Origin of the sequence: Sneathiella litorea (assembly GCF_009882915.1) — a bacterium.
In the GTDB taxonomy this organism is placed as follows: Bacteria; Pseudomonadota; Alphaproteobacteria; order Sneathiellales; family Sneathiellaceae; genus Sneathiella; species Sneathiella litorea.
Window position 1 is genome coordinate 589258 of the sequence record NZ_WTUW01000009.1, and the last position, 16097, is coordinate 605354.

The following is a 16097-nucleotide window of genomic DNA, read 5'->3' on the forward strand; positions in this document are numbered from 1 at the left end:
CCTATTTCTCCAATGCTGGAACGTCAACAAACCGCTTCTCGTCCCAGCTCTTTAGGGCAAGTTCCGCGAACTGCACACCTTTACAAGCCTCAAGCAATGTCCAGCGGAAGGGTGTATCGAGAACGACATGCTTCAGGAATAACTCCCATTGCGCCTTGAACGCGTTGTTGAACGCTTCCCGATCCGGGATCATCTGCCAGTCATCGAAGAAATCCATGGCCTGCTTCTCATCTGGGTTCCAGATAGGTTTTGGCGTAGCTTCGCGTGTCTGAATACGGCAGTCGGTCAGGCCTGCAACGGCAGAACCAAGCGTCCCATTGACATGGAAAGTTACCAGATCATCGCGGCGGACACGGGTGCACCAGCTGCTGGCAATCTGGACTATCGCGCCATTTTTAAGCTCAACAATCGCATAGGCCGCATCGTCGGCCGTGGCATCATAGCGTTCGCCATTCTCATCCCAGCGTTCTGGAATATGAATAGCCCCACGGCACACAACCGAGCTGACATCGCCAAAAAGATTGTCAATGACGTAGCGCCAATGGCACATCATATCGAGGATTACCCCGCCACCGTCTTCTTTGCGGTAGTTCCAGGATGGCCGCTGTGCCGGCGTCCAATCACCTTCAAAGACCCAGTAACCAAAATCAATACGGACATCCAGGATACGGCCAAGGGCACCATTATCAATCGCCTGCTTGAGTTTCAGCAGGCCCGGTAGCCAGAGCTTGTCCTGGACCGCTCCGTTTTTCACACCAGCAGCCTCAGCCGTGCGGGCAAGATCAAGGGCAATGTCAAGATCTTCTGCAATCGGTTTCTCGCAATAGACATGCTTGCCGGCGGCAATCGCCTTTTTTAGAAGCTCTGCCCGCATTTGCGTGGAGCCCGCGTCAAAAAAGATCGTGTCATCAGGATTAGCAAGCGCTTCATCAAGGTTATCTGTCCAGCGTTCAATACCATGCTCTTTTGCCAGATGTTCAACCTTTGCTGCGTTACGTCCGACCAGAATGGGATCGGGCATTAGCCTGTCACCATTGGGCAGAGGCATGCCCTTTTCCGCGCGAATTTCCAGGATGGAACGGATCAGATGTTGGTTCATCCCCATTCTGCCTGTTACACCATGCATGATGATACCAATTCTGCGTTCCATCAAAACTTTCCTTTCAGTCTATTCAATTGGGTTTCGTGATTTCGATACGGTTTTATTCATTAGTCCGCGAGCCATCTTTCGAGATTTTCCCGGACAAAGTCATCGTCATTCAATTCAGGGTATGATCTATAAACACGATCAATTTCTGCAAGCTGTCCCGGCCCAAGATCCTCTTCCGGGTCGAGACACCAAATTCCTTCCAGTAGGCCTTGTCGCCGTAATACTTCATGCAGTCCTGCAATAACCCCAACATAGTCGTTCGCCGCATCAAAGAAGGCACCGTTGCTATCGGTTACTGCCGCGTCGCGAGTCCACCATGTTGCGGCTAGTTTCTCATTGCCCCGCACAGCGGAAATTTCCTCAATCAACTCTACGGCTTTTCGGGTCCAGACTGACCAGTGACCGAGCAATCCACCAACGATGTTAATGGTTTCCGGCTTACCGTTAATCTGCACGGGAAACGGCGTTATGAGATCACCGACGATATGATCGTCATTGCCGGTATAAAGGGTGATGCGGTCTTTTGCCCCGGCATCCGCAACACCACGGACGACATCAAGAGTTTTGTAACGGTTGAACGGGGCAAGCTTAATTCCAACGACATTCTCTATTTCAGCAAATCTTTTCCAGAATTCATATGGAAGATTGCGACCGCCCACAGCTGGCTGCAAATAGAACCCGATGACCGGCATGACATCGGCCACTTTTCGGCAATGCGCCACCAATTCATCAACACTTGCGTTATTGAGTGCGGCCAAGCCCAAGAGAATGGCCTGATAGCCGAGCGATTTCGCTATTTTCGCTTCCGAAACCGCTTGCTCCGTCTTGCCAACGACCCCGGCAACCATAAAGGGCGTTCTCTCCACCCAGTTTTCCGCCTCTTCCGCAGCGAGACGCAGGACCGGTTCATAAAGCCCAACATCGCGGATGGAGAACTGTGTTGTATGTACTCCCACTGCAATACCAACGGACCCAGCATCCAGATAATAGCGGCTGAGGGCGCGCTGCCGCCGGACGTCAAGTTCCCTTTTACTATTTAGCGCAAGCGGTTGTGCCGGGATAACACCGCCGCGGCGGAAGGCAGCCAAGGTTTTTTCCGGAATATCATCAATTCGCATCACTTTATTTCCTTGATTTGACGTTGGGTACGGACGGTTGTGTTTCCGGATGGCAAAGATATCCGAGAATGACCTCCACAACATGGTTGCGTCGCTTGTCCAGCTCTTCACGTGACGACAGGTCGCGACCAAATATTTCTGACAGGGTATGCATGTTCGAAAAGTAGAGATAGGAAACGCCTGCGATCGAGATATATAACTCGACGGGGTCCACATCCGGCCGAAAATATCCCTCCTGCTCTCCCTTTTTCAACACTTTCGAGATTATGTCGACCAAAGGCATATTAAGGGTCAGAACAGAGTCACTGGTCTTCGCATGAACGGCGCCATGAAGATTTTCTTCGTTCAGGATGGCCATAAATTCTGGATGCTTGGCGAACCATTCAAAACTGAACGTGCATAACTCTGTCATGGCCGCAATCGGGTCACGCCCGGTTAAGTCCAGGTTTTCCTCCGCACTTCGGATATCGAGATAGATCTTTTCCAGTACAGCCTGGAAAAGACCATCCTTACTGTTGAAATAGTGAAACAGCATGCGTTTGCTAACCCCCGCCGCCCGCGCGATCTCGTCGGTCCTTGCACCTTCGATCCCCTTATTCGTAAACTCAACCGTCGCCGCATCAAGAATTCTCTTGCGGGTACGCTCAGGGTTACGGGTGCGTGGCTGGGAAGCTTCCATGGCTAATTAGTAATTCCCGTCATTTACTTCGAAATGCGTCGGTTTACCAAGACTCTCCTGGCCGCGTGCGACCCAGTCCGCCGTCCAGTCAATAAGCTTGGCTAATGGCACCGTCGGATAGCCGAATAAATGCTGTTGTTGATCGGTATTGACAAGCCAGGCTGTCTCACCTTCTTCACCTTCAAAAAGAGCAGGCTTGTTGAATCTCTTTGCGAAAAGCTGTGCGACTGAGCGAATACTTGTTACCTCAGGACCCGAGATGTTGATTGGCGTCATCGGCGTATCAGCATGGGCAAGACAACGGAGTGCATAGGCGTTTGCATCTCCCTGCCAAATGACGTTCACATGCCCCATCGCGAGTGAAACCGGTTCACCGCGCATCACGGCCTGCGCAACATCATGTAAAACGCCATACCGCATATCGATTGCATAGGACAGGCGGAACAGACGCCCCGGCGTGTTATGTCTCCCCGAAAAATACTGGAAAATTCTTTCCCGCCCGACGCAGGAATTCGCATATTCCCCCTGCGGCGTTGGCAAAACATCTTCGGTCGCCCCCTGATGACGTATATCAACAAAAGGGTACACACAGGCCGTAGAAAACACGACGATCCGGCTTGTCGTAAAATGGCTAGCGACGATTGCGGGCACGTGGCTATTCATGGCCCAGGTGAGAGGCTCATTTCCGGATGCCCCAAATTTCATGCCGGCCATGAAAATCACATTCTCGGTGACTTCAAGTTTCCGCACAGCCGTCTCATCAAGAAGATCACAGGCAACCGTCTCAATGCCAGAATCCTCCAGTTCCTTGCGAACGGCCGGGTCCGAGAACCTGGCAACGCCGATAATTCTGCGGTCGGGATCCACGCGTTTCGCCATGCGCGCAAGGGTCGGTCCCATTTTTCCGCCGATACCAAGAATGGTGATCGCCCCCGGTGCTTTCGCCAAGTCTTCAGCAAGCCCCTCTTGCGGCCGCGTCATGAATTCTTCCAACTCGGCTACATCTTCAAATTGGTCTGGCAGATCGCTCATTTCTTTTTCTCCAACATCTCAAATTTCCAGTCTTCCTCTGCCACGCCATCGTTCAGATCGGGGTGGTCCGCAACGCCAAGACCCGGCACCTGTAACGAACGCAAATCAAGCATTCCCTTGTCGATACGCAATGCACCAGATTTTCCATGTGGTTCATAAAGCCCTGCATGATGGGAAAGGGCTGCGGTCCATTCAGCTTCCGGCAGGTGATCAAGGCCGCAGAAATAATGGTGCCCGTTGCGCTCAACATGCGGAATGCCAAGTGTAGCAATAACGGCAAGATCGGCCTGTAAAGGTACAGCAGCCAGATTAGTCAGGTCTTCAGCCGAAAGGAAATAATGCTTGTCAGCGGTTGTACGGTTACGAACAGTCGCAAGTCCGGTATTAATCAAAGAACGATAGACACCTTTACAGTTCTTATGGCTGACACCTTCATATCCAAGCTCGATGGCATCATAGAAAGCTTCCGCCCACCCATCCGCCTCATCAATCAACAAGGGTTTGCCAATTGCCGAAACTGCGGCTGAGGGTAACGGAGCGGCCATGGCGACATCCCGATGCAAGGGCTGCTCTATGAACAGGACGGATTTCCACAAGGAATTCAGCTCCGGTGTCGATTTGATCCGTTCCACAAGCGCGACAAAATCCTCAAGGTTTTTATACTGCTCATTCCCATCGAAGGTCATCTGGATTGGCTGGCTCGCGGCCTTCACGACTTCCGCAATTTGCGTCAGGCGATCGATATCCTCCTCGATCTGGCCGCCAACCTTGACTTTCAGATACCCGATCTTATCGATCGCGAGATATTCCTCCAACGTGACAGGGAATCCGTCATTTGGCGCATCATCTTCCTTATCTGCGGCAGAGATAGGATCAACCAAACCAACGGTATGCCGAAGCGCAACATGATCAAGCGGGCGATTTGGCAACGCGCCCAGGATATCCTCGTACCCCACTTCTTCAAGCAGCGCTCCCGGCTCAATAGACAAACTATTGTTACGCACCATCTGATCAAAAGTCTGCCCGCTATGGCGACCGACAGCATCGATAATGGCCCGCTCCATCATTGAGCTTGCGAAGGATGCCCCCAGCCGATTGAAACCACGTGCAAGTGATTTGGCTTCTATTTCTGCACGGGTTGAAAGCCATAACCCATAAGGGGTTCCAAATCCTGCCTCCGAGTATACAGCGCGGGCATCACGGATTGCTTGCAACAAATCTGCGACGTTATCCGCGGGTGTCTTTTCCGGTGACTTATCAAACCATTTATATGCAAGAAAATCACTGGCGACGCCCAAGGCACGCGCACCGCCTTCGAACTCTACTTCAACCTGCAATATTCCGACAGGTGCCGCTTCCATGGTCACCACACCAAATCGGAAGGGAAGCCGGGTGAAGGCATTCCTTACAACAACACGACTTTCAACAAGACGGAGTTTTGGAATAGTCATACTAATGTCTCCATTACGCCGCGGATATAACCTGCCGCAAAGGCTGCAGTCGTGGCGCCATCTGGTTCATAGACAAATGGCTCAACGGCAACGATTCCATCGTGCCCAACGTCTTTCAATGCCTGAAATATGGGGGTGAATTCGTTATCGCCCTGGCCTGGCGCCCGCTGGTTCGTATCATTGACCTGAATATGGCCAATCTTCCCACTCGGCCACCATTTGCGAATGAGGGCGTCAACTGTCTCCTTCTCCGCAAGTCCAGCCGAGGCTGTATCAATCATTGTCTTGAAGGCAGGAGAATTAACCGCGGTGACGATCTCTGCACCCTCTTCAACAGTGTTGATAAAATCCGTCTGGTTCGGGCTAAGCGGCTCAATGCAGTAGGTTACTCCCGCTGCCTGTGCCCAGCTTGCCACCCTGCCAAAGCAATCCATCGCATTTTCACGCGCCGCCTCGGGGGATGAAGCGTGTGACAACAGGCGCTGTGCCGGCGAACCATGGACAAGTACCGATCCGTCCATGACGGTACAGAGCGAAATCAAATGCTCTATCAGTGACAACGTCTTAGCCTGCAGGTCTTTATCATCTGTCGTGATTGACAATCCCTCGGGCGCAACCAATAACCAATGAAGTCCTGTTATTTTTAGGCCATGGTCCTCGGCAATGCGTTTGCACTCTGCGGCATCGGCATCCGTCAACGCCATAGGATCGTCCCCCAGCGTAAAGGGAGCGACCTCCAGTCCCTGATAACCCAGCGCGGCAGCTATCCTGCATTGGTCCGGAAATGGATAATCTCGCAGCACTTCATTACATAAACTCAATAGCATATCGGATCAGCCTCCTGGCAGACGGACAAAAAACAAGTCCTGAAAAACGTAATTGATGAGGATGCCAGAGATAATGGCAAGTACCAGCGCGGTTAGTAGCTTTTTTCGGTCCGGCAGCCCGCCGTATTTCATTGATTCCGTTGCAACAACAAAAGCAAATATGAAAATCGGCGTCGCGATCCAGAACGGTACATTTGGAAACAACAGGATCGCATAAACCATCGTGATGACGATAGTTACGGCAGTTCGCATGACCATACTGGTACCGAGCCAACGAAGTGAACCTTCTATACTCGGCCTTATTCTCCAACCGCCACGTTTAATGGAGCGGATCAAAATAGCCAGGCCAGCCAGAGCCAGGAACAGACCAAGAAAGCCGGGCACTATCCCTGGTACTGTATATGAATTAACATTAAGGTTTTCGAGCCTTGGAAGGCGCAAACTTTCCACAACCACCCCGATGCCAAAGACTGTTAGAACAATCGAGGATATAAAATCCGCCTTATTCATGGAAGATTGGCTCATTTGGCCTCTCCCTTTGTTGATCGCTTGAAAATGCGGTTTAGCAGCCGGCGTACAGATGGCATCGTCAGCAGAATAAACAACAATGCAGAAATCCAGAGCACCATGCTTATGGGGCGATTAAAGAATTGGACAAGATCGCCATCAGACAAGACCAGGCCACGCCTCAGGCTCTTATCAAGTATGTCGCCGAGCACAATGCCCAAAATAAGCGGCGCCATCGGATATTTCAGCTCTCTGAGTATAAAACCAAAAATTCCAAAGAACAGCATTACCCAGACATCGAAAGTCCGGCTGGCAATCGCAAAGGCACCCACAGTACAAAGGACAAAGATGATAGGCATCAGCCGTTCCCTTGTTACCTTAAGCACGAGAACAAGTGGCCGTGTCAGGAGCAAGCCCAGAACGCCCATGGCAATAGTTGCCAGAAAGACCATCGCCACAACAGAATACACAAACCCCGGCGATTCAATCATGATCAGCGGACCGGGGCGAATACCATGAATAACCATTGCGGCCAGCAATACAGCCGCCGGCGCCGATCCCGGAACAGCCAAGGTCAAAACCGGAATGAGTGCGCCTGGAACAGCCGCGTTATTACCAGACTCTGCGGCGAGCAACCCTTCGACAGAGCCTTTACCGAATTCATCTTTGTTTTTGGACGACTGCCTTGCCGCTGCGTAAGACGCCCATGATCCCATATCTTCGCCAACGCCAGGGATCAGTCCCATCAGGGTACCGATGAGACCTGAGCGTATTGCCGTGAATTTATATTTATAGGCTTCTCGAATTCCAGCCCAGACGCTATCTGCTTTTGACCGGACTGCCTCAAACGCTTCCTGACGCATAACCGTCAGAATTTCTGCAAGACCAAACGCCCCCACCATAGCCGGGAGCAATCCTATCCCCCCAGCCAGGTCGGTGGAACCATAAGAGAAACGTGGCACAGCATATATGCCTTCCTGTCCGATGGTCGCAACAAAGAGGCCAAGGAATCCTGCAATCCAGCCTTTGATCGGATCATCCAGTGACGTGAGCTGACCTGAAATAAGGACGCCAAATACGGCCAGCCAGAAAAATTCGAAAGCGCCAAAAGAAAGCGCAAATTCTGCGAGGACCGGCGCGATAACGGCAAGTGCCACCATTCCGATCATGCCGCCGAATACGGAACCGGTTGTCGCAACAGCCATCGCCGACCCCGCTTTGCCTGCTCTGGCCAGCGGAAAGCCATCTAGGGCGGTTGCGGCATTTGCAGGCGTGCCGGGAATGTTCAGCAGGATCGCGCTCCGGCTTCCACCATAGATCGCGCCGACATACATGCAGATCAAGATAAGGATCGCCTGATCCGCCTCCATCTTGAATGTTAAAGTCGTTAGAAGGGCAACCCCGAGTGTGGCAGTCAGGCCAGGTAACATGCCAACGATGATGCCGAGCAAGGTTGCCCATACAACATCAAGGGCCGACCAGCTCGTAAGAATGGCGCCAACAGAGTTTGCAAAGGAAATGAGGCCGTCCATGAAATCACTTTCCTGATCCAGGGCCCTGCGTCTGGCAAGGCTAACAGACAAGTTTAAGCACTCCCTTGACGCAATTTACGTCAAGGGAGCTACTAAATTGTCAAACGCTACTCGCGTGTGAAACCGTACTTCGTCGGATCATTCTTTGTCTTGCCGCCATCAAATAGCAGGAAGACGTTCTGTGTCAGAGCCGGCTTAATCGCCGCCTGTGCTGCTTCGCCGGAAGACGGATCAAGAATTGCACCGCGGTTAGCAGCGTATTCCGCCATCGCCTTGGAATTGGCAATGGCATTTGCCCAAATCTTATCCATGGTTTCGATTACATTGGCAGGAACATCTGCTGGTGTCCAAATACCAAAATAGTTATTCGCGGTCTTGATATCCGGCACCCATTGCTTGATGGACGGAATTTCTCCATAGCCTTCGATAACCAGCGGTTTATCAGCAAGCACGGCAAGCGGTACCAGCCGGCCGGCACGAATCATTTCCGCCTGCTCTGATGCAAGCTGGGTCGTGAGCTTTGTTTCACCGGATACCGCAGCCAGGACGGCTGGTTTACCACCATCATAGCTGACATGCTTGTATTCGCCGCCAGCGGTCTGAGCGATCGACTCCATGGCATTATGGCCACCGGAAGTCACACCGGCTGTCGCAACGGAAACACTACTTGGGTCTGATTTCATTGCCGCGAGTACATCGCCAAAATCCTTGTATCCTGAATCAGGATTTGCACCAACCACGGCGACGTTGGCAATGTGCAAGTACATCTGCCAGTCAGTTGCTGGAACATCCAGCATTCCAAGCACCTGATACGCACCGACGTCAATTGCAGCGCCCGCAGCCCAGGTCAGGCCATCATGATCTGCCTGCCAGGCGTTCGACGTTCCAACGGAGCCCGCAGCGCCCGGCTGATTGACAATAACAACCGTCTGGCCAAGGGCTTCTTCGAGTTCACCTGCGAGAACACGTGTAACACTGTCCGTCGATCCACCAGCGGACCATGGAACAATGATTGTAACCGGCTTATCCGGCTTCCAAGAATACTCTTCTGCTGTTGCGGGCATGGCAAACATAGCCAGGGCAGCAACCATTGATATGATTTTTTTCATTTTTCATCTCCCTGTAGGAATAAGTAACCTGCTGGATACTTATGGGAAGATATTGAAAATTCGATAAATTTGTCAAGTTCCTATTTTTAAGGGCATTATCATGATGAAATACAAAGGATGCAGACCGCAGAAAAGCCCGTGACCCCCACTAGAAATACGTGGAAAATGGCGGCATACCCCGAATCACAGCCGCTGCAATTGCCCGCTATCCACCGATCGCTCACTTGTGAGGCTTCGCTACTTCTGCAACCTGTCAATATAGTTGGTTGTGATATTCACATTCCCGAAGTCAGGGTCTGCCAATACCTCAAGCAGGAAAGCGAGATTATTGCCGAGGCCCTCAATTCTTGTTTCCGAGAGTGCTTTTTGCATTCTGGCAATTGCGGCGGACCTATCTCTGCCGGAAGTAATAATTTTTGCAATCATGGGGTCATAGTATGGTGTAATTTTATCGCCCTGTACGACCCCTGTATCAATACGCAAGTCTTCAGTTTGTTCGGGAAATTCAAGTGTCGTAAGTGTTCCCGGAGACGGCATGAATTTTTTCTCAGGCCGCTCTGCATATATGCGGCACTCAATAGCATGCCCGCTTATCACTATTTCTTCCTGCTTGGCCGATGAAAATTTTCCACTCGCTGCTTCAATCTGGCAACGGACCAAATCAATCCCGGAAACCATTTCGGTAACCGCATGTTCCACCTGAATACGCGTATTCATTTCAAGGAAGTAGAAATCGTCCCGGTCACAATCATAGATAAACTCGACGGTTCCTGCCCCGAGATAGGATTGATGCTGGACAAGCGTCAACGCTGCTTTCTGCATACGTGCGCGAAGTTCCCCCGAAAGTGCCGGCGCCGGGGCTTCTTCAATAATCTTCTGAAAGCGGCGCTGAATCGTGCAGTCCCTGTCGAAGAGATGAATGCCCTCCCCATTGCCAAAGCCAAAAACCTGTACTTCTACATGGCGGGCGTTAGGAACATATCGCTCAAGAAATACGGAGGAATCCCCAAAAATTCGCGCGGCCAACTTCTGCGTCGTCTCAATCTGGCCCGCCAGCTTCTCGGCTGACGGAACAGCGCGCATACCGATCCCCCCGCCCCCGGCGGCTGCTTTCACCAGCAATGGATAACCAATTTTCTCCGCAATCCCTGAGGGGTCGCTCCCATCTTCAGGCTGGAAACGGCCACTTCCGGGAAGCACTGGCACATCCAGGCTGATGGCGAGCTCGCGCGCCCTTTCCTTGTCGCCCATGGTATCAATCGTTGCGGGAGCGGGCCCTATCCAGATGTAACCCGCCTGCTGGACCTCGCGTGCAAATCCCGCATTTTCAGCAAGCAACCCATAACCCGGATGAACCGCATTTGCCCCGCTTTCCTTCATCACATTGAGGATTGCCTTTATATCTAGGTAACTTTCATTTACCGGAGGCGGACCGATTTCAAAAGCCTCGTCCGCCATTTTAACATGGAGGGAATCGCGGTCTGCCTCTGAATGCACAGCAACGGTAGGTATCCCCATAATTTTACAGGTACGAATAATACGGCAGGCAATTTCGCCTCGATTGGCAATCAGCAATTTCTCAACGGGTGTCATTGTTTTCTTTCACTTATTTCTATTTTTATTATCGAAAGCTCATGTTCCAGTTCAACGCAAAGTAACGTCATTTATAGACTATTAGATTTTCGCTTTTTTACCAAGCCATACAGCTCTGCGCTGTGTCACTACGACCAACGTAAGCACCAAGATGGCGATAACGTCCATCCACCATTGATTTGCAGCAACCAAGGCCCCGATAACGCCAAGGAACAGGGCAATCGGGAGTGATATTCGCTGGCGGTAGAACCGCCCCCCACCAATCGCGAGCAACATCGATGCGACAAGCCCCATAACAAGCGACCATACAATTTCAATCGCACTCGCTTCCAGCAATACCGCCGGACGAAACACGAAAAACAATGGCATCAGATACTTCATCAAAGCGAGGCGGATTGATACAAGTGAAACAGACCACCAGTCTGTTTTGGCAATCACCGCCGCCGTGAAGACAGCAGTACAAACGGGCGGTGTTAAGGCCGACAGCAAAGCCGAGTAGAACACAACGAAATGGGCAACCAAAGGATCAACATCAAGACTGATCAGCGCCGGCGCAGCGACCGCAGCTGCAAGAAGATAGGCCGCGGTAGTTGGCATTCCCATCCCCAGAATTAACGCCACGGCCATTGACAGCAGAACACCGATGAATAATTGTCCATCACCAATACTGACGATCATTTCCGAAAGCTTGATACCAGAACCCGTCAACCCAATTAGTGACAACGCTACTTGTGCTGTTACCAGCAAGGCAAGAATTCCGGTAATGCCAAACGCGGCAGCTATAACCGCTTTTTGCAGGTTTAGAATTCTCTGCTTTATGTCTTTTCCATGGAAAATGCCAATCAGCAGGTAAAGCCCGACATTTGTACAAATTGCATAAAAGGCAGCAAGTGTGGGGGTGTTCCCCGAAAACATGCTGAACAGCAAAACAGCAAGCGTAACCACTAGCGGCCCGATACGACCAAGAGCGAGGACTTCCTTTCGCGTAGGAAGTTCCGTTTCATCGAAAGATCGCATATCTTCGCGGCGCGCTTCCACGTCGATTGACATCCAGACACAGGCATAGAATAAGAACGCCGGTATAATGGCCGCATACACAATGTCCAGATAAGGAACTGAGAGAAGTTCAGCCATGACGAAAGCGCCCGCTCCCATAATGGGCGGTGTAATCTGGCCCCCGGAGGAAGCTGTTGCCTCAACAGCCCCGGCAAAACTTGATTTATAGCCAAGGCGTTTCATTGCCGGAATTGTGAAGGCACCAGTGCTTGCGACGTTGGCAACGGCCGCGCCGTTCAACATTCCAAAAAGGGCACTGGAAACCGTTGCAACCTTTGCCGCGCCGCCCGGAAACCGACCGGCGGCAATAAGGGCCATATCCATAAAGGTCTGGGCAGCTCCCGTAGCCATCAGAAACGCGCCGAAAATGATAAAAATAGCGATAAGATTTGCGGAAAGGCCCGTAACAGTCCCCCAGATACCTTCTGTACCGAGATACAGATGTTCGATTACATATTGAAAATCAAAACCCGGATGCCCCCATGTGCCGGGGATATACTGACCAAACAGCGTATAGAGCAGCATGACAATGGCAAGAACAGGAAGTGCTGGCCCTGTTGTTCGCCAAGCAGCGACAAGCAGTATTATGGTCAGAATAGTTCCCAATGCCATATCCAGTGGCTGCACTGCGAGATTAAAAGATTCTGTTATTCTTATTTCCTGGGTCAGGATGTAAACGGTCGCGGCGATGGCAAGAGCGGCGAACACGACATCGCTAATACGCGCAAGCTTTTGATGCCCGTCGGCATGGCTGTAAAATCTGACGAATCCCAGAAATACAATGGCAAGGCCCAACCCGACATGAACGGCACGTTGGGACAAAGGCGGAAATTGTCCAAATCCAGCGGTGTAGATCTGGAAGAAGACGAGTGCCATACACAATACCCACATCAGGGGCTGATAAAGCCGGGGCATGGTATCGAAGCCACTATCCTCGCCTTCTGTTTTCAATATTTCTCCCGAGCTCATTTACCTGGATCCCTGCCGTTAATTTTGAGCTGATAATTGGATATTTTTTATTACTGACATTTTAGAATCTAAGTCAGCTTCGGCTTTTTAAAGTTTGCTACATAAGACAATATTTGTACCGTTATGCGGAGGTGTCCGACGCGCTATTCATGCGCCGGACACATAGCAACAATACCTAAACGCTTATTTCATTTCCGGTGGGATAAGGCGTTCTGGCACTTCGAGACCACGGGAGCGATAGAACTTTACCGCACCGCTATGAAGTGGGATTGTAATCAGGTTCAAGGAATCCTGCATAACATCTAGCTTGCCAAACGACGGGAATGCCGCCACTTGAGGACCCGGATTATCGACTACCCCTTCCAGAATGGCGATCACCTGCTCATCCGTTAAGCTATCGGCGAGTGCGAACTGGCCAATTACCTGAACAGGCGAAGTAAAGGCGGGAAAGCCTTCAACTTCATTGTCTTTATACTTCTGGAAGTTGATGAACGGGAATTTCTCTTTTACCTTTCCCACTTCATCATCGGTAAAGCCAAGCAACTTAATCGGTGTAAACGCCATCAATTCAAGCGTTGTTCCGTCCAGAACAGCCGTACCGCCCGCCTTCACATAGCCGTTGGAGCGGTTGTCCTTCACTGCCGCGACGGCATCCGCCAGACTGGCGCGATACAGTTCCGGCTTTACATCGACCGCTTCCAGCATCTGGATGGCGAGTTGTTCGGTCGCGGAACCACGCTGGCCGGGGGTGAATTCCTTACCTGCCAGCTCGGAGATTGACGTTATTCCGGAATCCTCCCGAACCACCCAGGCCTGCAAAGCCGGGGCATGCACCCAAAGGCCGCGCAGAGTGGGCATGGCATTGCCTTCGAATTTACCAATGCCTTTATAGGCCTGGTAGATTGTGGCGTAGGTGCCAAGTCCCATATTGATTTGGCCCTGACCGATACGCTTCAGATTATCAACGGCCCCACCTGTCGAAATGACGGTAATATCTACTGTATCACCTGATTTTTCATTTATGGCTTTTGCAGCTGAAGCCGCATATGTGTAATGCACTGATTTAAGCGCTGTTGTCCCAAACGCTATCCGGTCGGCGGCATTTGCCCCGCCTGCAAGCATGAATACGGCGCAAGCGGCCGCGATACTGTTACGAATTATCATTTTAGTTACCTCCCTCAAAAATCGTCAAGAATCGCTGCCGAACACCTCCAAGTAACGGCAACGATATGGCACCCTCTAGGGTGAAACGCCCGCCTTCCTTTTTGGGCCAAGATTGGCTCTGAGCCGACTTTCTGCGAGTGCGATATACTCACAAAGGATTGGACGGGTTTCGCTTGGATCGATTATCTCTTCAACCGCAAACGCTTCTGCTGTTCGGAACGGTGAGGCATAGGCCCTGAGTTCCGCTTCAAGTTCTTTTTCACGCGCCTTCGGATCGTCGGAATTCGCTATATCCCGACGGAATGCGGCAGCAACCCCGCCTTCCACCGGCAGGGAACCCCACTCCCCACTAGGCCAACTTAGTTTCAAATCGATATCATTCTTATTGCAGGTCGCCATTCCAGCCATCCCATAGCATTTACGGATAACCAGCGTGAGGGTCGGAACAGTGAGCTGGCCCGCCACATAGACGGCGCGCATTCCTTCGCGCAATGTCGCCTCTTGCTCCGCCTTCAACCCGACCATGAACCCCGGCACATCGACAAGGAACACCAGCGGAATATGAAAAGTGTCGCAAAGTTCCATAAAGCGGATCTGCTTATGGGCAGAAGAGGCATCCATGGCCCCCGAATAGAATTTCGGGTTGTTCGCAACGATACCAACCACGCGACCGTCAAGCCGCGCAAGAGTGGTTATGACCGACTTGCCGTTTGTCGGCTGAATCTCGAAGCTCGAGTCTTTATCCACAACCAATTCGATCAGATCATGCATGCTGTAGGGCTGTGTGCGCTTTTCTGGCACGATATCGCGGAGCGCCGTCTCGCATCGATCCACCGGATCATCGCAGGGGATGACCGGCGGCAATTCCCAAACATTCTGCGGCATATAACTAAGGAATCGACGGATCTGATCGAGCGCCTCTTCCTCAGTATCTGCCGCATTATGGATCGTTCCTGCCTTGTCGACCGCAGTCGCAGCCCCGCCAAGTTCTTCCTTATCTATGTCGCGCCCCAGCGATCTTTTCACAACCGGTGGCCCGGCTGCAAAAATCTGGCTCGTGCCCCGAACCATAACCGAAAAGTGCGACAGAATTGCGCGTCCCGCTGGCCCCCCGGCAGCAGTTCCCAACACAGCGGAGACGACAGGCACTTCACCCAACAGCTGAACCGAGCGTTCAAATCCATGCACACCCGGAAACGCGACATAACCGCGTCGCTTGGCTGAAGTTACCGTTCCTCCGGCCCCGTCAATGAGGTTGACCAGAGGAATTTTATAATAATGGGCCAGGTCTTCAATAAACCCGCCCTGCCCGCCTTTGCGGCGTGCGGCCCCAAAAGTCGTGCCACCGCGAACAGTGAAATCCTCACCGCCGATAGCAACAGTGCGCCCATTTATCCGGGCCATTCCCGCAACATAGGGTGCGGGTGTGACCTTAACCAGTTTATTGTTTTCATCATACTCGCCGGAACCGCCAAGCGTACCGACTTCGCGAAAACTCTCGCTGTCCGTTAACTCCTTGAAGCGCTCTCGAACCGTCAATCGACCATTCGAATGCTGACGTTCAACGGCTTCCTTTCCGCCCATTTCCAGGGCAGAAACCCGACGGAAGTACAACTCTTCATTAATCGGCGTCTCTGCAGACTTTTTACTATCTTCGTCACTTTCCGATTTTAGCTCTCGATCGTGCATAACACCTGATCCTCATCAATTGAATCCTCGGGCTGCACCATGAATTCGGCCAATTTGCCATCAACCGGCGCTTCAACCGGGATTTCCATCTTCATGGATTCCAGGATCATGATAGTATCGCCAGCCTTGACGGCATCCCCCACATTCATTTCCACTTTCCAGACTGAACCAATTACTTCGGACGTAACATTTGTTATTGTCATTTACGCGTCTCCAAATAC

At 51.7% G+C, this 16097-nt stretch carries 14 protein-coding genes; all 14 read right to left on the bottom strand.

Going from position 1 to position 16097, the window contains the following annotated elements:
• Position 1: 1 nt before the first annotated feature.
• Positions 2 to 1153, bottom strand: coding sequence for a Gfo/Idh/MocA family protein (locus GQE98_RS16795; RefSeq protein ID WP_161316906.1), 1152 nt, complete (start codon positions 1151 to 1153; stop codon positions 2 to 4).
• 56 nt (positions 1154 to 1209) lie between these two features.
• Positions 1210 to 2268 carry a dihydrodipicolinate synthase family protein gene (locus GQE98_RS16800; RefSeq protein ID WP_161316908.1) on the bottom strand — a complete coding sequence of 353 codons (1059 nt, stop codon included), beginning with the start codon at positions 2266 to 2268 and terminating at the stop codon, positions 1210 to 1212.
• 4 nt (positions 2269 to 2272) lie between these two features.
• The gene (locus tag GQE98_RS16805; protein WP_161316911.1) at positions 2273 to 2947 is read right to left on the bottom strand and encodes a TetR/AcrR family transcriptional regulator; all 675 of its coding nucleotides are present in this window, start codon (positions 2945 to 2947) and stop codon (positions 2273 to 2275) included.
• A 6-nt stretch (positions 2948 to 2953) separates the two neighbouring features.
• Positions 2954 to 3979, bottom strand: coding sequence for an NAD-dependent epimerase/dehydratase family protein (locus tag GQE98_RS16810; RefSeq protein WP_161316913.1), 1026 nt, complete (start codon positions 3977 to 3979; stop codon positions 2954 to 2956).
• Positions 3976 to 5430 carry an enolase-like domain-containing protein gene (locus GQE98_RS16815; protein WP_161316915.1) on the bottom strand — a complete coding sequence of 485 codons (1455 nt, stop codon included), beginning with the start codon at positions 5428 to 5430 and terminating at the stop codon, positions 3976 to 3978. Before GQE98_RS16815 ends, GQE98_RS16810 begins: the two co-directional genes overlap by 4 nt.
• Complete coding sequence (locus GQE98_RS16820) at positions 5427 to 6257, bottom strand: sugar phosphate isomerase/epimerase family protein (protein ID WP_161316917.1); 831 nt, start codon at positions 6255 to 6257, stop codon at positions 5427 to 5429. The genes GQE98_RS16815 and GQE98_RS16820 overlap by 4 nt, the downstream gene beginning before the upstream one ends.
• 6 nt (positions 6258 to 6263) lie before the next feature.
• Positions 6264 to 6782 (bottom strand): tripartite tricarboxylate transporter TctB family protein, encoded by a 519-nt coding sequence (locus GQE98_RS16825; protein ID WP_161316919.1) that lies wholly within the window; start codon positions 6780 to 6782, stop codon positions 6264 to 6266.
• The gene (locus tag GQE98_RS16830; protein WP_202526359.1) at positions 6779 to 8347 is read right to left on the bottom strand and encodes a tripartite tricarboxylate transporter permease; all 1569 of its coding nucleotides are present in this window, start codon (positions 8345 to 8347) and stop codon (positions 6779 to 6781) included. The genes GQE98_RS16825 and GQE98_RS16830 overlap by 4 nt, the downstream gene beginning before the upstream one ends.
• Before the next feature lie 56 nt (positions 8348 to 8403).
• Positions 8404 to 9405: a Bug family tripartite tricarboxylate transporter substrate binding protein gene (locus GQE98_RS16835; protein WP_161316921.1), complete on the bottom strand. Its 1002-nt coding sequence runs from the start codon at positions 9403 to 9405 to the stop codon at positions 8404 to 8406.
• A gap of 237 nt (positions 9406 to 9642) precedes the next feature.
• Positions 9643 to 10998 carry an acetyl-CoA carboxylase biotin carboxylase subunit gene (locus tag GQE98_RS16840; RefSeq protein WP_161316923.1) on the bottom strand — a complete coding sequence of 452 codons (1356 nt, stop codon included), beginning with the start codon at positions 10996 to 10998 and terminating at the stop codon, positions 9643 to 9645.
• A gap of 81 nt (positions 10999 to 11079) precedes the next feature.
• Positions 11080 to 13023 (bottom strand): TRAP transporter permease, encoded by a 1944-nt coding sequence (locus GQE98_RS16845; RefSeq protein ID WP_161316925.1) that lies wholly within the window; start codon positions 13021 to 13023, stop codon positions 11080 to 11082.
• A gap of 183 nt (positions 13024 to 13206) precedes the next feature.
• Entirely contained in the window at positions 13207 to 14187 is a 981-nt protein-coding gene (locus tag GQE98_RS16850) for a TAXI family TRAP transporter solute-binding subunit (RefSeq protein WP_161316927.1), read from the bottom strand.
• Positions 14188 to 14262: 75 nt separating this feature from the next.
• A complete protein-coding gene (locus GQE98_RS16855; RefSeq protein ID WP_161316929.1) occupies positions 14263 to 15876 on the bottom strand; it encodes an acyl-CoA carboxylase subunit beta in 1614 nt (537 codons plus the stop codon).
• Positions 15858 to 16079: an acyl-CoA carboxylase biotin carboxyl carrier protein subunit gene (locus GQE98_RS16860; protein ID WP_161316931.1), complete on the bottom strand. Its 222-nt coding sequence runs from the start codon at positions 16077 to 16079 to the stop codon at positions 15858 to 15860. The genes GQE98_RS16855 and GQE98_RS16860 overlap by 19 nt, the downstream gene beginning before the upstream one ends.
• Positions 16080 to 16097 lie beyond the last annotated feature (18 nt).